The 21,296-nt window shown below is 35.4% G+C and carries 19 protein-coding genes; 14 read left to right on the forward strand and 5 right to left on the reverse strand.

What is annotated here, in order from left to right:
• Positions 1-88 precede the first annotated feature (88 nt).
• From ACP5P5_RS11810 to ACP5P5_RS11825, 4 genes are all read left to right on the forward strand, one after another.
• Positions 89-1,021: a S66 peptidase family protein gene (locus tag ACP5P5_RS11810; RefSeq protein ID WP_428286321.1), complete on the forward strand. Its 933-nt coding sequence runs from the start codon at positions 89-91 to the stop codon at positions 1,019-1,021.
• A 234-nt stretch (positions 1,022-1,255) separates the two neighbouring features.
• Complete coding sequence (locus ACP5P5_RS11815; RefSeq protein ID WP_428286322.1) at positions 1,256-2,329, forward strand: efflux RND transporter periplasmic adaptor subunit; 1,074 nt, start codon at positions 1,256-1,258, stop codon at positions 2,327-2,329.
• 40 nt (positions 2,330-2,369) lie between these two features.
• Positions 2,370-3,629, forward strand: coding sequence for an ABC transporter permease (locus ACP5P5_RS11820; RefSeq protein WP_428286323.1), 1,260 nt, complete (start codon positions 2,370-2,372; stop codon positions 3,627-3,629).
• Positions 3,630-3,632: 3 nt separating this feature from the next.
• Entirely contained in the window at positions 3,633-4,316 is a 684-nt protein-coding gene (locus tag ACP5P5_RS11825; RefSeq protein ID WP_428286324.1) for an ABC transporter ATP-binding protein, read from the forward strand.
• An 81-nt stretch (positions 4,317-4,397) separates the two neighbouring features.
• Here the strand turns inward: ACP5P5_RS11825 and ACP5P5_RS11830 are convergent, their stop codons facing one another.
• Genes ACP5P5_RS11830 through ACP5P5_RS11840 form a run of 3 tightly spaced genes read right to left on the reverse strand, consistent with a single transcriptional unit; the run spans position 4,398 to position 7,067 of the window.
• Positions 4,398-5,474, reverse strand: a complete 1,077-nt coding sequence (locus ACP5P5_RS11830; RefSeq protein ID WP_428286325.1) for a dipeptidase — start codon at positions 5,472-5,474, stop codon at positions 4,398-4,400.
• 10 nt (positions 5,475-5,484) lie between these two features.
• Entirely contained in the window at positions 5,485-6,588 is a 1,104-nt protein-coding gene (locus tag ACP5P5_RS11835; protein ID WP_428286326.1) for a D-TA family PLP-dependent enzyme, read from the reverse strand.
• Between the two features lie 5 nt (positions 6,589-6,593).
• Entirely contained in the window at positions 6,594-7,067 is a 474-nt protein-coding gene (locus tag ACP5P5_RS11840; protein ID WP_428286327.1) for a RidA family protein, read from the reverse strand.
• A gap of 187 nt (positions 7,068-7,254) precedes the next feature.
• On the opposite strand from ACP5P5_RS11840, the gene ACP5P5_RS11845 reads away from it, so the two are divergent.
• Both ACP5P5_RS11845 and ACP5P5_RS11850 read left to right on the forward strand, forming a co-directional pair.
• Positions 7,255-8,190, forward strand: a complete 936-nt coding sequence (locus ACP5P5_RS11845; protein WP_428286328.1) for a LysR substrate-binding domain-containing protein — start codon at positions 7,255-7,257, stop codon at positions 8,188-8,190.
• Between the two features lie 71 nt (positions 8,191-8,261).
• The gene (locus ACP5P5_RS11850) at positions 8,262-8,981 is read left to right on the forward strand and encodes a class I SAM-dependent methyltransferase (protein WP_428286329.1); all 720 of its coding nucleotides are present in this window, start codon (positions 8,262-8,264) and stop codon (positions 8,979-8,981) included.
• A gap of 35 nt (positions 8,982-9,016) precedes the next feature.
• On the opposite strand, the gene ACP5P5_RS11855 is transcribed toward ACP5P5_RS11850, so the two are convergent.
• Positions 9,017-10,987, reverse strand: coding sequence for a KUP/HAK/KT family potassium transporter (locus ACP5P5_RS11855; protein ID WP_428286330.1), 1,971 nt, complete (start codon positions 10,985-10,987; stop codon positions 9,017-9,019).
• Positions 10,988-11,177: 190 nt separating this feature from the next.
• Here ACP5P5_RS11855 and ACP5P5_RS11860 point away from each other — a divergent pair, with 190 nt between their 5' ends.
• From ACP5P5_RS11860 to ACP5P5_RS11880, 5 genes are all read left to right on the forward strand, one after another.
• Positions 11,178-12,713 carry a hypothetical protein gene (locus ACP5P5_RS11860; protein WP_428286331.1) on the forward strand — a complete coding sequence of 512 codons (1,536 nt, stop codon included), beginning with the start codon at positions 11,178-11,180 and terminating at the stop codon, positions 12,711-12,713.
• A 16-nt stretch (positions 12,714-12,729) separates the two neighbouring features.
• The gene (locus tag ACP5P5_RS11865) at positions 12,730-13,713 is read left to right on the forward strand and encodes a DUF6427 family protein (RefSeq protein WP_428286332.1); all 984 of its coding nucleotides are present in this window, start codon (positions 12,730-12,732) and stop codon (positions 13,711-13,713) included.
• Positions 13,714-13,818: 105 nt separating this feature from the next.
• Entirely contained in the window at positions 13,819-14,478 is a 660-nt protein-coding gene (gene purQ / locus ACP5P5_RS11870) for a phosphoribosylformylglycinamidine synthase subunit PurQ (RefSeq protein ID WP_428286333.1), read from the forward strand.
• A 50-nt stretch (positions 14,479-14,528) separates the two neighbouring features.
• Positions 14,529-14,978 carry a protein-disulfide reductase DsbD domain-containing protein gene (locus tag ACP5P5_RS11875; protein WP_428286334.1) on the forward strand — a complete coding sequence of 150 codons (450 nt, stop codon included), beginning with the start codon at positions 14,529-14,531 and terminating at the stop codon, positions 14,976-14,978.
• A 94-nt stretch (positions 14,979-15,072) separates the two neighbouring features.
• Positions 15,073-17,040, forward strand: a complete 1,968-nt coding sequence (locus ACP5P5_RS11880) for a protein-disulfide reductase DsbD family protein (protein WP_428286335.1) — start codon at positions 15,073-15,075, stop codon at positions 17,038-17,040.
• An 8-nt stretch (positions 17,041-17,048) separates the two neighbouring features.
• On the opposite strand, the gene ACP5P5_RS11885 is transcribed toward ACP5P5_RS11880, so the two are convergent.
• Positions 17,049-17,627 (reverse strand): sigma-70 family RNA polymerase sigma factor, encoded by a 579-nt coding sequence (locus tag ACP5P5_RS11885; RefSeq protein ID WP_428286336.1) that lies wholly within the window; start codon positions 17,625-17,627, stop codon positions 17,049-17,051.
• 307 nt (positions 17,628-17,934) lie between these two features.
• Between ACP5P5_RS11885 and uvrA the strand changes: the two genes are divergently transcribed.
• From uvrA to ykgO, 3 genes are all read left to right on the forward strand, one after another.
• Positions 17,935-20,772, forward strand: coding sequence for an excinuclease ABC subunit UvrA (gene uvrA / locus ACP5P5_RS11890; RefSeq protein ID WP_428286337.1), 2,838 nt, complete (start codon positions 17,935-17,937; stop codon positions 20,770-20,772).
• 122 nt (positions 20,773-20,894) lie between these two features.
• Positions 20,895-21,113, forward strand: coding sequence for a translation initiation factor IF-1 (infA, locus tag ACP5P5_RS11895; protein WP_111297171.1), 219 nt, complete (start codon positions 20,895-20,897; stop codon positions 21,111-21,113).
• 44 nt (positions 21,114-21,157) lie between these two features.
• Entirely contained in the window at positions 21,158-21,274 is a 117-nt protein-coding gene (gene ykgO, locus ACP5P5_RS11900; protein WP_026774906.1) for a type B 50S ribosomal protein L36, read from the forward strand.
• Positions 21,275-21,296 lie beyond the last annotated feature (22 nt).

A 21,296-nucleotide genomic window follows, 5' to 3' on the forward strand; every position in this document is an offset into this window, starting at 1 on the left:
AATTTCCACAAATGGTAATGGCGCTAACATATCTTTTATAGTTACTGTTATTAATTAAAATTATCTTTAAATTCTTAACTCTCTTGAAATGTACTTTCAGGAGAGTTTTACTTCTATGATCCAAATTTCTCATTTTCAAATATTTAATATATCTATTATTTGCCCCTCCGGCTATTTCCCTTTACAAAAAGCTGAATGCTGTATACAAACTTTACAGCAATGGGGATACACAGTACAAGTGGGAAAAACGGTGGGCTTGCAATATCACTACTTTGCCGGTACAGATGCAGAACGGTTACAAGATTTGCAACAGGCATTGGATAATCCAAACATACAGGCTATATTTTGTGCCCGTGGCGGTTATGGCTTAAGTAGGATTATTGATCAGTTAGATTTTACTGCTTTTATGCAACACCCTAAATGGGTGATAGGTTTTAGTGATATTACTATTTTACATGCACGCTTGCAACGCTTGGGGTTCCCTTCCTTACATGCACCCATGGCCAATGCTTTTAATGAGGGGGGTGTGGAAAGGGCTTCCGTGCAATCATTAAAAGCTGTTTTATTCGGTCAACCTATTCATTACACTGTGGCACCGCATGCTTTCAACCGCTTGGGCAATGTTACAGCGCCGTTGGTAGGAGGTAATTTAACCATTATTGCCCATTTAATAGGCAGTGTGGATAGCATAGATACGAAGAATAAAATTTTAGTGATGGAAGATGTGGGTGAGTATTTGTATAATATTGATCGTATGCTCATTCAACTAAAACGGGCCGGTATGCTGCAAAACCTGGCGGGCCTTTTAGTGGGTGGCTTTACCGATATGAAAGATACCACCATTCCTTTTGGTAAAACGGTTGAAGAAATTGTGTGGGAACACGTGGCTGAATATCATTATCCGGTAGCCTTTCATTTTCCTGTAAGTCATGGAGAGCCTAACCTGGCTGTTAAATTGGGCGTTACCTATCAATTATCCGTTGCTGAACATGGTGTGGAATTAAAGGAAATAATAAAATGAAGGGAAGTATTACTTTTTCATAAAGGCATTGCTTCCTTCATTTCACTTCCTAACCAATACTAAGACATTCATATTTTATTTTAATTCTGCCTCTCAATATTTTCTATTAAAGAATAAAAGCAATCAAACTATAATTACTGTGTCTTTAATAATACTTGGGTGATATTAATTATGATGCACATCATATAGGAATTCCGTTATATTTCAATAGCTTTGCAAGCACATACATACCATATGCGGTTAACATTTTCCATTTTAATATTGTTCGGTATTTTGGTTGGTTGTCGTTCTAATAAAAATACTATTCACCCTACACAACAAAACATAGTTGAAGCAGTATATGCTTCCGGTATTGTAAAATCAAATAATCAATACCAGGCATTTGCCACGGTTACCGGTTTAATAGATACTATTTATGTAACCGAAGGGCAACGCGTTAAAAAGGGACAACCCATATTGCACATTAAAAATACGGCTCCCCGCTTAAGCACCGAAAATGCTGCTATTGCCGCTGCAAATGCTTCTGTGGCAGCCAATGCTGCCCGCTTGAATGAAGCTAAAATTAATATTGCTACTACCAAAGCACAGTTAGACAATGCCACTACGTTATTACAACGACAGCGCAATTTATGGGCACAACAAATTGGCACTAAAAACGATTTAGATGCCCGAGAATTGGCCTATACCAATGCTTTGCATGCCTGGCAAGCTGCCCAACTGCAGTACGATGATTTAAAAAAGCAAATAGATTTTAATGCACAGCAGGCGCAAAAAAATTTGGCTATTGCAGGTACTAATGCCGGTGATTTTATTGTAAGAAGCGATGTAGATGGTATGGTTTATCAATTAAACAAAAAGAAAGGGGAGTTGGTAAGTCCTCAATCGGCTGTAGCATTGGTGGGTGAAGCAGGTGTTTTTTTGTTAGAATTACAAGTAGATGAACATGACATTGCCCGCATACAAAATGGTATGCAGGTATTATACACCATGGATAGTTATAAAGACAAAGTATTTGAAGCGAAAGTGATTAAAATTTATCCGGCTATGGATGCACAAACCCGAACCTTTAAAGTTGATGCTGTTTTAGTGCAATCTCCTCCGGTTTTGTATCCTAATTTAACGTTAGAGGCCAATATTGTAATTCGTCAACACAATAACGTTATAACCATACCTGCCAATTATTTATTGCCCGGCGATTCTGTTTTATTGGCCAACGGCAAAAAACAAAAAGTAGTAGTAGGAATACGAGATTACCAAAAAGTAGAAATTGTTTCCGGTATTTCTGCACAAGATGAACTAATGGAATAGGAGGAATTTGTTACTTTCTTGATTAATTGTTGAATCATTCATGAAACTAAAATTACTTTTCAATATTGCACAATCGTTACTAATGGCGCGCTGGCGGCAAACATTGGTTGCAGCAATAGGAGTAACTTTTGGTATCACCATGTTTATAGCTTTATTAAGTTTTATGAGTGGACTGAATGATTTGCTTGATGGATTAGTAGTCAATAGAACACCGCATATTCGTTTATACAATGATATTCGCCCTCGTCAACACCAAGCCGTTACCAAATGGCCTGCATATAAAAATGATTATCCCATCATCAGTTCCTTAAAGTCGGGCAATGTTCGGCAAGAAATATACAACAGTGGACCCATTATTCAAGCTCTGGAACAAAATAAGCAGGTGTTGGGGGTGGCGCCTACCATTACTGCACAGGTTTTTTTTAATGATGGAACAGTAGCTATAAATGGAGTAATTAATGGTATTAATGTGGATGCAGAAAGAAAACTTTTTTTCTTTGATGATTATATAGTTGCCGGGAAATCATCTGATTTAAATACCATACCCAACAGCATTATTTTAGGAAAAGCATTGGCGGAAAAATTGGTAGCCAATGTGGGCGATGTGGTACAAATAACGACCAGTACCGGCACCATATTTCAATTAAAAGTAGTAGGCTATTTTCAATCGGGTTTAAATGATTTTGATAAAGCACAGAGTTATGCATCTATACAAACCACACAGAAAATATTGGGTAAATCATCTTTATACATTACAGATATACGCATCAAATTACATAACATTAACGAAGCACCCGCTTTGGCTAAAACTTTTGGACGCATTTATGGGGTAGATGCAGAAGATATTCAAACAGCCAATTCGCAATTTGAAACAGGTAGTTTTGTTAGAAGTTTAATTTCATATGCAGTAGGCATTACCCTTTTAATTGTGGCAGGATTTGGCATTTATAACATTTTAAATATGATGATTTATGAAAAAATGGATACAATTGCAATTATGAAAGCCATGGGCTTTTCGGGGCGCGATGTAAAAACCATTTTTTTAGTGATTGCAATTGGTATTGGTTTGTTTGGAGGCGGAACGGGTTTATTGGCCGGATATGGCTTGTCGGTTATTATTAATCATGTTCCTTTTCATACGGCTGCATTACCAACGGTTAAAACGTATCCTATTAATTACAATCCTTTGTTTTATATAATTGGTATTAGTTTTTCACTGATTACAACTTATTTAGCCGGATGGTTACCGGCACGAAAAGCCAGTAAAATTGATCCGGTTGTAATTATAAGAGGAAAATAATTTATGGAAACAATTTTAGAAGCAGTCAATATTGTTAAATACTTTTACGATCCTGTAAAAGTGAAGGTGCTTAATGGTGTAAACTTTTCCATTGCAAAAGGCGACTTTGTTTCCATAGTGGGTAAGTCGGGTTGTGGTAAATCATCTTTATTGTATGTACTTTCTACCATGGATACCGATTATGAAGGAGAGGTAAAAATTGATGGTGTTTCTATGCAACAAAAAAAAGAAAAATATTTAGCTAAAATTCGGAATGAAAAAATTGGCTTTGTTTTTCAGTTTCACTACTTACTAAATGAATTTACAGTATTGCGGAATGTTATGTTACCCGGCTTAAAACTAAACAGATATTCTGAAAAAGAAGTAGAGGCACGTGCTTATGAAAAACTGCGAACTTTGGGTATTGCCGAACTGGCACTAAAAAATGCGGCTCGTTTATCAGGCGGTGAAAAACAACGGGTTGCCATTGCTCGGGCTTTAATGAATGATCCCGATATAATTATGGGTGATGAGCCTACTGGAAATTTGGATAAAAAAAATAGTGAGTTGGTGTTTGATATATTCAAACAATTATCACAGCAATTGAATCAAACCATGCTAATTGTTACCCACGACCCTGATTTTGCCGCAAAAACTAATAGAATTATAAGAATGGAAGATGGTAAAATTGTAGATGAACAACGATAATGCATTGCTGTTCTTACCATACCTTCTTAACCTTCTTTTTATTGCAATGATATAACAGCATTTCCCATAATCAATCATTTATTAAGCAGGCAAAACTTTAGAAAATTCACGTAACCAGTTCTTGTAAAAAATATTTTCTACATCATTAGCGGAATATCCTTTTGCTTCTAACAAATGCTTCAATTGTTGTAAATCGGCAATGGTATTCAAATCGTAGGGTGATTGTTCTGTACCAAATGCCCCATCTAAATCACTGCCAATACCCACATGTAAACTGTTACCCGATAATTGACAAATATGATCAATATGTGGTATGATGGCAGCCAAGTTGCATTGCATTGTTTTGGGATTACTTTTTCCGCGTTCCCAACCAGGCACCATCATCCATGCATCGAAAGCCATACCAATTACACTATTTCGTTCAATTACTGAATGAATTACCACATCGCTGATTTGACGGTTGTGAGGTACCAATGTTCTGCAGTTATGATGTGAAGCCCAAATATTTCCTTTAAATAATTGCAAAGCATCAACCATGGCATCATCACATAAATGGGTAATATCCAATGCTAGTCCATATTGTTGCATCATTTGCAGCAAGGCAATACCGTTGTTGTTTAAATGTCCGCTTGCATCCGTTCCGTTAGCATAACGACCTGGGCCATAATGGGCCGGACCTATTGCTGTTAAACCTTGTTGTTGTAAAATAATAGCATATTCGGGTGTTATTAAACTGTCAGCACCTTCTAAACTTAATACAACGCCAATGGGTTTGTATTCATTCAAGATATTACTATCATTCCAAATGTCTATTTGCTGTTGTAATTGCAATTGTGTTTGTATAATGCGAATTTCACCTGCTGCTTCCATAGCTTTGTACCAGGCCAATTGTCCCTGAATTTGTGCCCATGCTTGTTCTGGAGAAGCCCAACCGGGCAATATTTGGCCAGGAAGTTTTACCCTCGCAATTAAAGTGCCCACTACAATCCCTATATTTCCTGAACGTAATGCGGGAAAAGAAACAGTGCCATTGCCTCTATCCGGCTTATCCGTTAATCCGGCTTCATTGCTTCGAATGATAGCAACCGGAAGTCGTAAATCTCTGTTCCATTCCATGGCATTCATGCTCAGGTCTAAATGTGCATCAATTAGTAACATAGCTTCGGCATTAAATATGAATGAATCTATCACGAGCAACCACTTTCCATGAGCCAACTACTTTATGGTTTTCTACCACTTGCAAAGTATTGTATAAGGCAACGGTAGGGCATATATGTATGGTAATAGCATATAATAATGTTCCCGGTTGATATTGACTACTATCCGGAACTTTTACTACCATGTGTTCTTCGCTTTGTGCTATGGGTTCTGCATTGGGTGCGTTTAAAAACTTTACACGAGGCAGTGGATTTTCTGCAGCTACGGATTTATGTCCTAAATCGGTGGTAATAGTGGTAGCATTAATAATGGAAATCACTCTGGTTATTAATACAGCAGCCCATTCAAATGGTTCTTCCGGCATGAGTTGTTGATAGCCGGCATCCCAAAAAATAAAAGTACCCGGGCTGCATATAACGTTTTTCCTTTGTGCATGCGCATCAAAAGTGGTGGAGCCCCCGGCAATAATGGGAAATACTCGATGGTATTGTTGTTGCAAAATTTGTTGTAATTGATCAACAGGTTTAAATGCCGCATCACTGGCAGCTTTCCTTTCGGCGGCTGATTGTTTTCTGATATGCCCATCATATACATGTAATCCAATAATTGAAAGGTTCGGTAACTGCATGAGTTGATTGACCAATGCTGCTACTTTATTTACATCAATTCCTGATCGGTTCATGCCATTATTTACATCAATATAAACTTTTGCGGTTAAGTTGGCTGCTGCATGAGCATTGGCTAAAGCTGTTGCAGTAAGTTTATTATCGGTTAAGCAGGCAAATACAGCATTGGGATACCGTTGTTGAAGCGCTATCCAACGATTAATTTTGGGACCTACCGGCTGGTAGGCCAATAAAATATCGTTGGCACCTACCTGTGCCAGCATTTCAGCTTCTGCAATAGTAGCACATTTAAATTGTGTAACACCTGCTTGCATCAGTGCTTTGCACACTTCCGGGGTTTTGTTGGTTTTGATGTGTGGCCTAAATCTTGACACATCGCCCTCTAATCTGTTTATTGCAGCCTGAATGTTTTGTTCCATTCTGTCTTTAAAAATTAGTAAAGCCGGTGAATCAACCGTTTCTGCATTCGTAATCTCGAACCAATTCATATTAATCAATTAATAGGTAATGCCAATTTAAACATTGCTTCAATTTCAACAGGTATATTATCAGGTAGATTCGCCATACCCACAGCACTTCGTACGCCAATGCCATTATCGTTACCCCAAATTTCAGCAAACAATTCACTGCAACCATTAATGATATAGGGGTGTTGATGAAATTGGTTTGTTGCATTGACCATGCCCAGTATTTTAATTACACGTTCAATTCTATTCAATGAAACTAAATTGGCTTTTAAAGTTGCCAGTATAGCTAAACCCACTTGGCGGGCTGCGGCTTTACCTTCTTCAGCAGTTAATTGTTCCCCAATTCTGCCCATAATAAAATGGCCTTTGCTAATTAAAGGACCATGCCCTGAAACATACGCATAATTACCATCCACTAAAAATGGCTTATACACTCCTAAGGGTTCCGGTGGGGGTGGTAATGTTAATTGTAAGCGTTCAAAGTTTTCTTCGGGTGTCATACTTTTTTCTTTTAAAGGTAATGGGTTTATGTATTTTTTTTGAAAGCATGGTACATGTTTTTTTATTTGGTATATGAATGAAAGGAGCGTAAAGAATATTGCAAGAATAAAATTGAAAACCAACGTTAAAATATCATAGATTAAACCAATTTTTTGTACTTTTCCATCAATAAAATTGATGAACAATATGACCTTAGTACAGTTAGAGTATATAGTTGCTTTAGATACTTTTCGACATTTTTCATCTGCCGCTGCGGCATGCTTTGTAACGCAGCCCACTTTGAGTATGCAAATTCAAAAATTGGAGGAAGAATTAGGTGTAAAAATTTTTGATAGAAGCAAACAACCTGTTTTACCAACCGAATATGGAGTGCATATTATAGAACAAGCCAGAAAAATATTAGCGCAACGCGACTTGTTATTAGAAATGGTAGATGAAAAAAAAGGAATTATTCACGGTGAATTAAAAATAGGCATTATTCCAACCTTAGCACCTTATTTATTGCCCTTATTCATTCATGGTTTTACTAAAAAGTATCCTGAAGTAAGGTTGCAAATTAGTGAGTTTACTACAGATCAAATAGTGCAAAAATTAAAAGAGGGAAGTTTAGATGCCGGCATTTTAGTTACACCTTTGAACGATGCCGGTATTAAAGAGGAGCCTTTGTTTTATGAAGAAATGCTTGTTTATGTGTCTAAAAACAATGAAGTGTTTAAAAAAACATATGTATTGCCAAAAGATATTGATCCGTGTAAGCTTTGGTTATTGGAAGAAGGGCATTGCTTTCGTTCGCAAATTTTAAATCTTTGTGAGTTACGTAAAGCTAGCTCAGAAGGTGGTCATTTTGAATATGAGGCCGGAAGTTTGGAGACCCTGCGTCGTATGGTTGATTTATATGATGGAATTACTATTTTACCTGAATTAGCTACATTGGATATGACGGCTAAACAGCAAGCTTGTTTAAGGTATTTTAAAAGTCCCGCACCTGTAAGAGAAGTTAGTTTGGCAACACATCGAAATTTTGTAAAAAGGCGTTTGATAGAAGTGCTGAAGCAACAAATAGAATTAGCCATTCCAGATAAAATTAAGCAAAACAAAAAAACAAAAGTGGTGCCCATTTAAACTAATCTGTAAAAACTTACCGTATTATTGCGAAATTAAAATGTTGGCTCATTCCACTTAAATAAACTATCATGAAGTTGTTTTTTATACGTTACACAAAATTGTTATTTATTTGGTTGCAAATGCATCGAATACTAGTTTGGTTAAGTGGATTTTTTGCCAATATGTATTATCTCACTTTGTTTTCAAAATGGGCTTATGAAAATAGGAAAGTGCCTTATAATGATTTTCCTTGTAAATGGGATTATCAGCGCAGATTAAAAATGTATGAGTGGGTAATAGAACAGGAGAGACTTGACGTAAACCCTATTAATTATTTAGAATTTGGTGTAGCTTGGGGCGAATCATTTAAATGGTGGTTACAAAAGAACAATCATGCTGAAAGTTCATTTTATGGATTTGACACCTTTGATGGATTACCTGAAGATTGGGGACCTTTCAAAAAAGGGGCATTTAGTAGTAACCAAGCTTTGCCTGATATTGGAAATGATAATAGAGCGCGATTTTTAAAAGGATTGTTTCAACAAACACTTCCCGAATTTGTAAGAGAGTTTAACAATAATAAGCGCAATGTAATTATGATGGATGCTGACTTGTTTTCAGCAACTTTATATACATTAACCACATTGGCACCTTATTTAAAAAAGGGCGATATTATTTTCTTTGATGAATTTGTTGTGCCCACGCATGAGTTTAAAGCTTATCAGGATTTCATTCAATCTTACTATTGCAACTTACAATTAATTGCGGCCGCCAATAACTATTACTTTGTAGCATTCAAAGTAATATAGTCTGCATTTGCAGTTACCATAAAATTTTAAAATAATTATTGTACTCGTTTCAAGTTTAAACTAGAGTAGGGGGCAACTATTAGTGGGAATTTTTCAACGGTTACAAAACCGGGATCCAAACCAAAGCCGCGTTCTTCACTTAATGAAATTTCTTTTAACCAGAAATACATTTTCATAATAATGCGTTCTATAAAAGGTAATTCATTGTCTGAGCTAAGGTATTTCTCTAGTACAATAAATTGAAAATCTCCGGCTATATTATTTTTCTCTAGGCTTGCATAACGGCTGGTAATATCTACTTCTTTATTGGCAACCAGATCTTGCACAACTTTTTTAAACATAACGTGTATGCGTTGCTCAACTCTAAACCCTAATCTAAATTCTACTCTAATAATATCATCAGCCATAATGTGTTCAACGCTATATTCTGAAGTATAAGGGTCATCCAATACATCAACATGTATTAACCAGTAGGTATCGGCACGTTTGGGTTTTTTATTTAAAATGGAATAAATGATTTTATGTTCAATTTCTTTTGGATTATTGGCACTTGTCATATACACCAAATGTGAAGCATATTTAGGTATGGATTCGTCTTGGCTTAGCTCCTTTAATAAAGGAATGTAATGTTCTAAACGTACAAATTCAACATAGCGGTTTTTAATCTTTCTACTTCTAAACCAAATATACATTACTGAAAATAATCCGCCTCCTACCAACAAAGTTATATATCCACCGTGAGGGAATTTTTCTAAGTTGGCAATTAAGAAAGATACTTCAATGGTTAGATAAACAGCAAGGTATAAATATATCCATAGCGGGAATACTCTATGACTAACCAAATAATTCGCGAATAAAATGGAAGTGCTAATCATACACATAGTAATGGCTAAACCATAAGCCGCTTCCATGTTCGACGACTTTTGGAAAATAAGCACAATTCCGGTACAACCAATAAACAACAAAAGGTTAACGCCGGGAATGTATAATTGCCCCTTTTCTTCAGAAGGATAATTAATTTTCATTTTTGGCCATAAATTCAGACGTAAAGCTTCACTTATTAAAGTGAATGAACCTGATATTAAAGCCTGACTGGCAATAATGGCAGCAACGGTAGCAATGATGATACCTACTAATTTAAACCATTGCGGCATAACCCCATAAAATGGGTTAAATCCTCCGTCAATCATTTCAGATGTAATTAAGCCATGGTTATGTTGGGCTAATAACCAAGCTCCTTGTCCTAAGTAGTTAATGATTAAACAAGATTTTACAAATATCCATGATATATGAATGTTCTGCTTACCACAATGTCCTAGATCACTGTATAATGCTTCAGCACCCGTAGTACAAAGAAATATGGCACCTAAAATCCAAAAGCCTTTAGGGTATATGGTCAATAACTCAATGGCATAATGTGGGCTAAATGCACGGAAAATAGCAATGTCGTCTAATAAGTGCGATGCGCCTAAAACAGCTAACATGCTAAACCAAATAAACATAATGGGCCCAAAAAATCTACCAATAAAATTGGTGCCAAATTGCTGCACAAAAAACAATAATGTAAGAATAGCAATTACTATGTAAACAATTATAGGATCCCCTTCCTGAATGCTAAGCCCGGGTAATTGCCTTAAACCCTCAATAGCTGAAGTAATTGAAATAGGAGGTGTTATGATTCCATCGGCTAATAAAGCCGCACCACCAACCATTGCCGGAAATACCAACCACTTTCTTCTGCGGCGTACCAATGCAAACAAACTAAATATTCCACCTTCCCCTTTGTTATCGGCTTGTAACGTTAAAACAACATACTTAATAGTAGTTTGCAAGGTTAATGTCCATATAATACAGGATAGACTTCCTATAATTAGGAGGTCATTTATAGGACGGTCTCTAATTACCGAATTCAGTACGTATAATGGTGAGGTACCTATGTCGCCGTAAATTATACCTAAAGCAATTAACAAACTGGCCGGCGTTACTTTACTAAGGGATTTGTTCACAGTAAACAATTGCGTAAAAAAATATTAACAAATGTATAGTAAAATTATTTTGCTAAGAGGTATCTGTGTAAGAAAACCTGAAATCTTTTTCATTATTTCTTTACGGGGTTCGCTTAATTTTGTAAAGGCTTCAATTTTGTATTAAACTTATTCCTATTAAACAAACGTATAGTTGTATAAAACAATAAGTATGAAATTAAAACAATGTTTATTTTTCGCTATTGCATTGCTATTATTTATTGACGTAAATGCTCAGTCAATTACTTACTCTGCTCCGGATAGGGATGATGCTCGTAACATGAATTTTGAGGTGCTGGGAAAATTGCAGGGTAATTTTTTAATCTATAAAAATTATCGAAATATACATACTATGAGTGTATATGATGATAACATGAAGCTGACCCAAAAAAATAGAATTGAAGGTTTGCCGGATAAATTGTTCAATGCAGATTTTATTACTTATCCCAATTATGCCTACATGTTTTATCAATACCAAAAAAGAAATATTGTGTATTGTATGGCACAAAAAATTGATGCCAGTGGCAAACAAGTTGGGCAACCTTTAGAATTAGACACTACTGTTTTAGCGTTTAACGCTAGTAACAAAATTTATTCCTCTGCTTACAGTGAAAACAAACAACGCATAGCATTTTTTAAAATAAATACGAAAAGCGATAAACAATATGTAGTAACAACTTTGTTATTCAATCCAGATTTAACATTGTTACACAGAAGTGTGTTGAATATTGATATGCCTGAAAAAAACGATTATCTAACAGGTTTTGAGTTAGATAATGATGGTAATTTGGCTTTTTTACGGGCATGGGGTTCTTCCCAAAATGATAATATAACCGGTTTAGAATTTTATTTTAAGCCTGCACTTGAAAATTCAGTAATTGCCACTCAACTTAATACCAAGAGTTTGTTTTTAGATGACATGCATGTGAAGTTTGATAATGAAAATCATCACTGCTTAATTACAGGTTTTTTTGCCAAACAGCGTAGGGGTAATGTTGAAGGGCTTTATAATTGCATTTGGGATGAAACACAGCAAAAAATAATGCATAACAGTATTCTTACTTTCCCAGATGAGTTAAGAGCGGATGCAAGAGGCGAAAGTGGCATGCGAACTGCATTTAACAACTATTATATACACAATATTATTATGCGTAAAGATGGTGGGTATATTTTGGCTGCTGAATCGGCTTACTCATCTTCTCGTGGAAATCCTTACAATCGTTGGGATTATATGTACGGTTCTCCATTTTACAATCCTTACAATTATTATTACGGATATGGTTATGGCATGGGCTTAATGGGGTCTTATTTTTATCCTTGGTCGTTTGGAAATCCTATGTATAATATGAATCGTTTTTATGCCGATAATATTATGGTGTTGTCCTTCAATCCCGGTGATTCATTAGAATGGAGTAATGTTATTCATAAATCGCAGTTTGATGATAATACAGATGCTTTTATTGGATATGGTTTAATGAATTCCGGCGATCAGTTGCATTTTTTATTTAATACAGTAGAAAGAAGGCAATCATTATTAACCGATCAGAGTATTACACCCGATGGACAAATCATTCGTAATCCACTATTTAAAAATTTAGATAGAGGCTACCAGTTTATGCCCCGTCAGGGAAAACAAACAGGTTTGCGGCAAATGATTATACCTTGTCAATATCGCGGATACATTACTTTTGCTAAAGTTGTGATATAACTTTAAAGCAAGTAATGTGGTTCAATTATTCCGAAATAAATCATATAGTGGCATTGTTTTATTAGCATTATTGTTTTTAGTAGTGCATGCTAATTTTTTTATGCATGCACCCGAAATAACCAAACCTACACACAGTGGTTTTTTCGAGGTTATAATACAACAATACATTCAACCCTTACCTGATATTGCTTTGTTCTTGATATATGCATTATTGGTGCTGTTTCAGGCTATTCGTTTTAATATAGCTTTGAACAATGCCCACATGTTTCAACAGCAAGGTTATACTACCGGAATGGCTTACATACTTTTAACCGGATTATTACCACAATGGAATTATATAAGTGCCGGTTTATTAGTAAATAGTTTTATTATTTGGATTTTTGTTAAGCTAATACGTTTGTATAACAATCCATCACCCAAAACTTTGTTGTTTAATATTGGTTTTATTACGGGTGCAGTAATTTTATGCTACCATCCAACAGTAATTTTTATATTGGTTATATTTTTCGCCTTATTGGTGGTACGCCCATTTCGGTTAGCAGAATGGTTGGTTTTGTTACTTGGCGTAATTCTGCCTTATTATTTTACAGCAGCCATTTTGTTTATTACCAATCAAACTAATTTAATTAAGGGAATCTTACCGCATTTTAAAATTGCTTGGCCATTACCTTTTCCAACTTATTGGTTAAGCATTACTATTGCCTATGCCATTCTTTTATTGCTTTTTTCATTTTATTATTGGCAGTTGCATGTAAACCGAATGGTAATTCAAATTAGAAAAAATTGGATGATAGTACTGGTTTTTTTGTTGGTTATTTTAATTAGTCCCTTTGTATTTGCCTATGCAGGTCTCACCGCTGCATTTATTTGGATTATTCCTTTGTCAGCATTTTTTGCCAATTATTTTTTGTATCCTAATAAAACATTGTTGCCCAATTTGTTTTTTTGGTTAGCATTGGCGCTTGTTTTTTACAATAATTGGTTCATCAACAAAATTTAGCGTGGTTTTAGCGATGGCATTTGTAAATTTGCAGTAATTGGTAGGGTAGATGATTTGCAGAAGCTGGCATTTTAAATAATATTATTTATTATATAAATAACTTATATGAAGTTTGGTGTTGTAGTATTTCCGGGATCGAATTGTGATAGAGATATGCAAGATGCGTTACAGGGCGACCTAAACAAAGAAGTAATTATGCTATGGCATAAAGACAGGGATTTAAGTATGTTTACTACTGATGATTGTATTGTTTTACCGGGTGGTTTCTCTTATGGCGATTATCTTCGTTGTGGAGCTATTGCTAGATTTAGTAATATGATGGAAAGCGTTATTCAATTTGCACAAAAAGGCGGAAAGGTATTAGGAGTATGTAATGGTTTTCAAATTTTGTGTGAAAGTGGGTTATTGCCCGGAGTTTTATTGCAGAATATCCATCAAAAATACATTTGTAAAAATGTAAACATTACGAATGGAGATGGGGTTTTTACCATTCCCATTGCACATGGCGAGGGTCGTTACTATGCTTCTAATGAGGTATTAGAAGAATTGCAAACAAATAATCAAGTTCTTTTTCAATATTGTGATGAAGCAGGTAAGGTGGTTGCAGATGCTAATCCGAATGGTGCATTGCAGAATATTGCCGGCATTAAAAACAAAGCCGGTAATGTGTTTGGTATGATGCCTCACCCCGAAAGAGCGAGTTCGCCACTATTGGGTAATGAAGATGGGAAAAAAATATTTGCTTTATTAGGCCTCACTTCCTAACAAATTGATATCTAAACCGTTATTGAATTCAAATACTTAAAAAATAAGGTATGAAAAAAGTTGTTTTTGCTACTGTTCTAGTGTTCTTTTTTTCTTACATACATGCACAAATAAAAGACCCGGTAAGTTGGAAATATGAGGCAGTTAAAAAAAGTGGGGATACTTATGAATTGGTAATAACTGCCACTGTTGAAAAACCTTGGCACATTTATTCGCAAAATACTGGTGCGGGCGGTCCTGTTCCTACCAATTTTTCATTTAAGAAAAGTCCATTGGTTGATTTAACCGGCAAAACACAAGAAGTAGGGAAACTTCAAAAAACTTACGACAATAATTTTAAAACCAACGTATTGTATTATTCCGGTCAAGTAGTTTTTAAACAACTAGTAAAAGTAAAAGGTAACGTAAAAACAAATGTTTCCGGTGTTGTAGAATACATGGTATGTGATGATCAACAATGTTTACCACCCACCAAAAAAAGTTTTGAGATTAAACTCTAATGTTTCAAAAGTTTTCATTTAAGATTTCATCTAAATTGATATCATCATACATTAAAAATTTATTTCCTGCTTTTGTACCATTAAAATTATTTGCATGAAGTTTCTTTTTACAACGCTAATAACTATATTATTGGGTGTGTTTTCGCTTCATGCACAAAATAAGGTTAGTGTGCAAATTCACGCTAACCGATTAACCGATACTTCCGGTATTTTAACAATTCAATTAAAAAGTTCAGACAGTACAGCGTTTTTTGCAGCTGAGCAAACCGCAAACAATAACCCCTTTACGTCACAATTACATTTAAGCGGAATTGATTCGCAAATGGTTGTTTTGAATAAAGTAAAAACATTGGGTACACCCATCGTACAAAAAGACGCATCGGGCAATACATTGACGCTTTATACTGATAGTGTTACTTTTATTTATCCCTTGCATCTTACGAAAGACAGTATAACATTAAAAGGTAGTTTTGTATGGCTGGGCAAAAAGGGGGATGATTATCCCAGTAATGAAGAAAAAGTGAAGGTGCTAATCCCTGAAGCAAGCAGTAACACTATAACTGATAATGCAAGCGATGGCAAACAGAAATCATTATGGTCAATTTTTTTATTAACTTTTGGTGCAGGCTTGTTAGCTATCATTACTCCATGCGTATTTCCTTTAATACCGGTAACGGTTAGTTTCTTCTTAAAGCGCAGTAAATCTAGAGCGGAAGGTGTTCGTAATGCAGTGTGGTATTCTATTTCAATTATAGCTATTTATACCATACCTACTTTGTTATTAACGCTTATTTTTGGCGATACCATCTTATACACTATTTCCACAGCTGCCATTACTAACTTATTCTTTTTTGCTATATTCATTGTATTTGCTATATCTTTTTTTGGTGCTTTTGAACTGAATTTACCCAGCAGTTGGGCCAATAAAGCTGACCAAAAAGCCGGAAAAGGCGGCTTAATTGGAATATTTTTTATGGCATTAACCTTGGTAATTGTTTCTTTTTCTTGCACCGGACCAATTGTAGGTACTTTATTAGGGCAAACCAGTACCAAAGGTGTAGGTATTGCGCCGGTATTGGGTATGTTGGGTTTTGGGGTAGGGTTGGCATTACCTTTTTCATTGTTTGCTTTTTTCCCTTCCATGTTGTCTGCATTACCTAAAAGTGGCGGATGGTTGAACTCGGTAAAAGTGGTATTTGGTTTTATTGAGTTAGCATTAGCTTTAAAGTTTCTATCGAATGTTGATTTAATCTATCACTGGCATTTGTTAAATCGGGATGTTTTCTTAGTACTTTGGATTGTTGTTTTCTTTTTAATGGGGATGTATTTATTGGGTAAATTGAAATTTTCCCACGATAGCGACCTGCCATACCTAACGGTACCCCGTTTATTTTTTGCCATCATTACATTTTCATTTGCGTTATACTTGGTACCCGGTTTATGGGGTGCATCGTTGCAGCCTTTAAGTGGTTTTATTCCGCCAGCAACTACACAGGATTTTAATTTAGATAATCTAAAATATAAAATTGATGATCTGAAAGGTGCTTCCTTTCATTCGTACAATACAGGCGGTAACCAACCATTACCACCTAAAAAATATACTGACCGCCTTGAAGTACCTTTTGGGTTAACAGCTTACTTTGATTTAGATGAGGGGATGGCTGCTGCTAAAATTTTGAAAAAACCTATTATGCTCGATTTCACAGGCCATTCTTGCCCCAACTGCAGAAAAATGGAAGAGCAGGTTTGGAAAAATCCTGAAGTTTTAGATAGAATAAAAAATAATTTTGTATTGGTAAGTCTCTATGTTGATGAAAGCACTGAATTGCCTTTAAACGAACAGGTTACCTTGCCCAATGGAGATAAACTTACTACGGTAGGTGAGAAAAATCTAAACTATGAGGTTACCAAATTTGGGTTAAATGCTCAGCCTTTATATATGTTCTTAGATTTAGATGGTGAGCCATTAAGTGATATTAAATATGGGTATGATCCTGATGTTACTAAATTTATTCAACACTTAGATGCAGTAAAACAGGCATTCGAAAAAAAGATGCAATAATCAATCAGCTATAATACAATTTGGTTTTCTACCATCATTTTTCTCAAGTTAATTAATCCATACCGCATTCTTCCGAGAGAAGTATTAATGCTGGTATTGGTTATTTTGGCAATTTCTTTAAAACTCATATCAGCAAAATGCCTTAGCACAATTACCTCCCTTTGTTCATCGGGAAGACAGCTTAACATTAAATGCAGTTTTTGCCGGGTTTGTTGTTGTACTATACGTGTATCGGCGCTTGCGTTGGTAAGATTTAATAAATCAAATACATCTTTATCATCACTACTAATGGTTGAATTACGTTTAACTTTTCTAAAATAGTCAACACATAAGTTGTGAGCTATACGTAAAGCCCATTGAATAAATTTACCCTCTTCATTGTATCGATTACTGCGAAGTGTATCAATTATTTTAATAAACACCTCCTGAAAAAGATCTTCCGTTAAATATTTATCTTTCACCATAAACAATATGGAAGTAAATATTTTCTCCTTGTGCCGGTTAACCAATAGCTCTAAAGCTGCTTGATTCCCCGCCTGAAACGAGTGTATTAAATCATTGTCAGGCAAATGTTGTAATGATTTCATAAGAGGTTTGTTAAAGGTTTTATTTAAAAAATAATCATTGGACTGGTATGATTAAAAATGTATTATTTTTTAAATATATTTTGGTTTTAGGGTGTTTCTTTTGTTATCATTCATTAAATACTAATTCAGGTTTAATCCATGAAAAATGTTATTTAATAATGCTTAACAATTTGAAATTAAATAACCTATTTTTTTTTACAAACATTTAAGAGTAATGTTGAAAACTATTTTAATGTATTCTACAATATGCACATTTTAAAAGGAGCCTTGCAACATAACCGCTATAATTGTGTTTATTTGTATTAGTATGCGTAGTAAGGAAAACAAAAAAATGACAACTGTTGATGAAACACCTGTCTTAACAAATGATATTTTGGTGCATGGTGCCCGTGTACATAATTTAAAAAATGTTACTGTAGCTTTTCCACGTAATCAACTAATTGTTGTAACGGGCGTAAGTGGAAGTGGAAAGTCCTCATTAACTATTGATACACTATTTGCAGAAGGACAACGTCGTTATGCAGAAAGTTTAAGTGCCTATGCAAGACAATTTATGTCTCGCATGGAAAAGCCTGATGTGGATTACATTAAAGGTTTATGTCCGGCAATTGCAATTGAGCAAAAGGTAATTACCCGTACACCAAGAAGCACGGTGGGTAGCATGACAGAAATTTATGATTACTTGCGATTGTTGTTTGCAAGAGTAGGGGAAACAATTTCTCCTGTTAGTGGCAGGATAGTAAAGAAAGATGATGTTAGTGATGTGATTGAGGCTATACAACAGTTAAAGCATGGTAATAAATGTTATCTATTGTTTCAGTTTAAGCAACATGCGCATCGTTCCGTTATTGAGGAATTAAATATTTTAGTACAAAAGGGGTTCTCAAGAATTTATTTGGCAGAAAACGCACCATATACCAATAATGCACGATTATTGGATATTGAGGAATTATTGGAAGATGAAGGTGCTTTAGCACAAACTGTTTTTGCTCATGTAGCCAAGGCTTATGTGTTAGTTGACCGAATTATTGTAAAAGCATTTGAGGAAGAAGATATTCATCGGTTAACCGACTCAATTACTACCGCATTTTATGAAGGTGAAGGGGAAATGTTTCTGGAAGTAAATGAAACAACCGTTATGCATTTCAGTAACAAGTTTGAATTAGATGGTATTTTGTTTGAAGAACCTGTCCCTAACTTGTTTTCATTCAATAATCCTTATGGGGCTTGTCCTACCTGCGAAGGCTTTAGTCAGGTGTTGGGAATTGATGAAGACTTGGTAATACCCGATAAAAGCTTAAGTGTTTATGATGGGGCAGTTGCGCCTTGGAAAGGGGAAAAATTAAGTTGGTGGAAAGAGCAGTTTATACAACACGCAAAAGGTTTTCCCATACATAAACCCATTGCCGACTTAACTACCGAGCAATATAATAAGTTGTGGAATGGAACCGGTAATGCTTTAGGAATACACGCATTTTTTAAAGAGGTTGAAGACAATTTATATAAAATACAATATCGGGTTTTGCTAAGCAGGTATCGTGGCCGTACAACCTGCCCTGATTGTAATGGCTATCGGTTACGTAAAGAGGCATTGTATGTAAAAATTAATAACAAGCATATTGGTGAGTTGTGTACCATGCCCATTAAAGATTTGTTGCAATGGTTCACCAATATTCAATTAACTGAATACCAACAGCAGGTAGCCAAGCGTGTATTGCTTGAAATTAATCAGCGATTGCAAACCATGATAGATGTTGGCTTAGGTTATTTAACCTTGCACCGTTTAGCCAATAGCTTAAGTGGTGGTGAAAGTCAACGCATACAATTGGCGCGTAGTTTGGGTAGTAACCTCACCAATTCTCTATATATTTTAGATGAGCCCTCCATTGGGTTACATTCACGTGATACAGAAAAACTTATTAAGGTACTTAAAAACCTTCGCGATTTAGGAAATACCGTTGTTGTTGTTGAACATGATGAGTTAATGATGCGGGAAGCCGACTATATTATTGATATGGGGCCATTGGCGGCACATCTAGGGGGTGAAGTAATTGCAGCAGGAAATTATACATCCATTATACAGAATAAAAATAGTCTAACGGGGAAATATTTAACCGGCGAACTTCGTATTGAACCACCTGCACATACCAAGAAACCCAGAACTTTCATTACAGTTGAAGGTGCACGGCAAAACAACTTAAAAAACATAACCGTTCAATTTCCCTTAAATGTATTTTGTGTAGTAAGTGGGGTTAGTGGTAGTGGTAAAACCACCTTGGTGAAACAAATATTATACCCGGCTCTCTTAAAGCTTAAAGGTCAGCCGGCTGATAAAACAGGTCTTCACAAAACCATTTCAGGTAATGTGCAGGATATTGATCATATAGAAATGGTTGACCAAAATCCCATTGGTAAATCATCTCGCAGTAACCCCGTTACCTACATTAAAGCTTATGATGCAATTCGTGATTTATATTCCCGTCAACCTTTATCCAAAATAAGGGGCTATCAGCCCAAACATTTTTCTTTTAATGTGGATGGTGGTCGATGCGATGCATGTAAAGGTGAAGGTGAACAATTAGTGGAAATGCAGTTTTTAGCCGACATTCATTTAACCTGTGAAGTTTGTAATGGAAAAAAATTTAAAGAGGAGGTGCTAGAAGTAAACTATAAAGGCAAGTCTGTTTTTGATGTATTAGAAATGAGTGTAGATGAGGCAATAGAATTTTTCAAGGAAGAAAAAAATATATTTCAGGCATTACTGCCCTTACAGCAGGTGGGTTTAGGATATGTAAAACTGGGGCAGTCATCAAGTACCCTTTCCGGTGGCGAGGCGCAAAGGGTTAAGTTAGCCAGCTTTTTGGGTAAAGGCAAAGGGCACGGACACATTTTATTTATATTTGATGAACCCACAACCGGCTTACATTTTCATGATATTAATAAATTGTTGCAATCATTTAAGGCCTTAATTGATCAAGGACATTCTATACTGGTAATTGAGCACAATACTGATGTAATTAAGTGTGCTGATTGGGTAATAGATTTGGGCCCTGAAGCTGGCGATGCAGGAGGGTATTTAGTTTATGCCGGTACACCAGCAGGATTAAAAGATTTTAAAGATAGTTATACCGGAAAGTTCCTCTAAAAAACCTAATTTTGCACATTTTAAAGGGGTAAACCCATAAAAATGATAAAAAAAGAACTTTTTTTTATTAAAATTTTCATATTTCGGTTGTATAAGTATATCTTTGCAGCCCCAAAATTTGTATGTCGAAACAACCTTTGATTAAACAAGATGGAGTTATCATTGAAGCATTGAGTAACGCAATGTTTCGAGTTAGATTGGAAAATGGCCACGAAATTTTGGCTACTATTTCAGGAAAAATGCGTATGCACTATATCCGAATATTGCCAGGAGATAAAGTGGGTGTGGAAATGAGTCCATATGATTTATCAAGAGGTAGAATTATATTCAGATACAAATAAAATGATAGGGAATTCAATTTAAGCGAATAGCAAAACACCTTTTTATGAAAGTAAGAGCTTCAATTAAAAAACGCAGTGCCGATTGCAAAATCGTAAAACGCAAAGGCAAGCTGTATGTTATTAACAAAAAAAATCCTCGTTATAAACAACGTCAGGGATAATTATTGAACGTATAAAATTAAA

The organism is Hydrotalea sp., from assembly GCF_049968455.1.
Lineage (GTDB): Bacteria > Bacteroidota > Bacteroidia > Chitinophagales > Chitinophagaceae > Hydrotalea.

Excerpts from the sequence above, each read along its gene's own strand:
- ACP5P5_RS11810 (WP_428286321.1), top strand. The coding sequence starts at position 89 with ATGTACTTTCAGGAGAGTTTTACTTCTATGATCCAAATTTCTCATTTT.
- ACP5P5_RS11815 (WP_428286322.1), top strand. The coding sequence starts at position 1,256 with ATGCGGTTAACATTTTCCATTTTAATATTGTTCGGTATTTTGGTTGGT.
- ACP5P5_RS11820 (WP_428286323.1), top strand. The coding sequence starts at position 2,370 with ATGAAACTAAAATTACTTTTCAATATTGCACAATCGTTACTAATGGCG.
- ACP5P5_RS11825 (WP_428286324.1), top strand. The coding sequence starts at position 3,633 with ATGGAAACAATTTTAGAAGCAGTCAATATTGTTAAATACTTTTACGAT.
- ACP5P5_RS11830 (WP_428286325.1), bottom strand. The coding sequence starts at position 5,474 with ATGTTACTAATTGATGCACATTTAGACCTGAGCATGAATGCCATGGAA.
- ACP5P5_RS11835 (WP_428286326.1), bottom strand. The coding sequence starts at position 6,588 with ATGAATTGGTTCGAGATTACGAATGCAGAAACGGTTGATTCACCGGCT.
- ACP5P5_RS11840 (WP_428286327.1), bottom strand. The coding sequence starts at position 7,067 with ATGACACCCGAAGAAAACTTTGAACGCTTACAATTAACATTACCACCC.
- ACP5P5_RS11845 (WP_428286328.1), top strand. The coding sequence starts at position 7,255 with ATGACCTTAGTACAGTTAGAGTATATAGTTGCTTTAGATACTTTTCGA.
- ACP5P5_RS11850 (WP_428286329.1), top strand. The coding sequence starts at position 8,262 with ATGAAGTTGTTTTTTATACGTTACACAAAATTGTTATTTATTTGGTTG.
- ACP5P5_RS11860 (WP_428286331.1), top strand. The coding sequence starts at position 11,178 with ATGAAATTAAAACAATGTTTATTTTTCGCTATTGCATTGCTATTATTT.
- purQ (WP_428286333.1), top strand. The coding sequence starts at position 13,819 with ATGAAGTTTGGTGTTGTAGTATTTCCGGGATCGAATTGTGATAGAGAT.
- ACP5P5_RS11875 (WP_428286334.1), top strand. The coding sequence starts at position 14,529 with ATGAAAAAAGTTGTTTTTGCTACTGTTCTAGTGTTCTTTTTTTCTTAC.
- ACP5P5_RS11880 (WP_428286335.1), top strand. The coding sequence starts at position 15,073 with ATGAAGTTTCTTTTTACAACGCTAATAACTATATTATTGGGTGTGTTT.
- ACP5P5_RS11885 (WP_428286336.1), bottom strand. The coding sequence starts at position 17,627 with ATGAAATCATTACAACATTTGCCTGACAATGATTTAATACACTCGTTT.
- uvrA (WP_428286337.1), top strand. The coding sequence starts at position 17,935 with ATGCGTAGTAAGGAAAACAAAAAAATGACAACTGTTGATGAAACACCT.
- infA (WP_111297171.1), top strand. The coding sequence starts at position 20,895 with ATGTCGAAACAACCTTTGATTAAACAAGATGGAGTTATCATTGAAGCA.
- ykgO (WP_026774906.1), top strand. The coding sequence starts at position 21,158 with ATGAAAGTAAGAGCTTCAATTAAAAAACGCAGTGCCGATTGCAAAATC.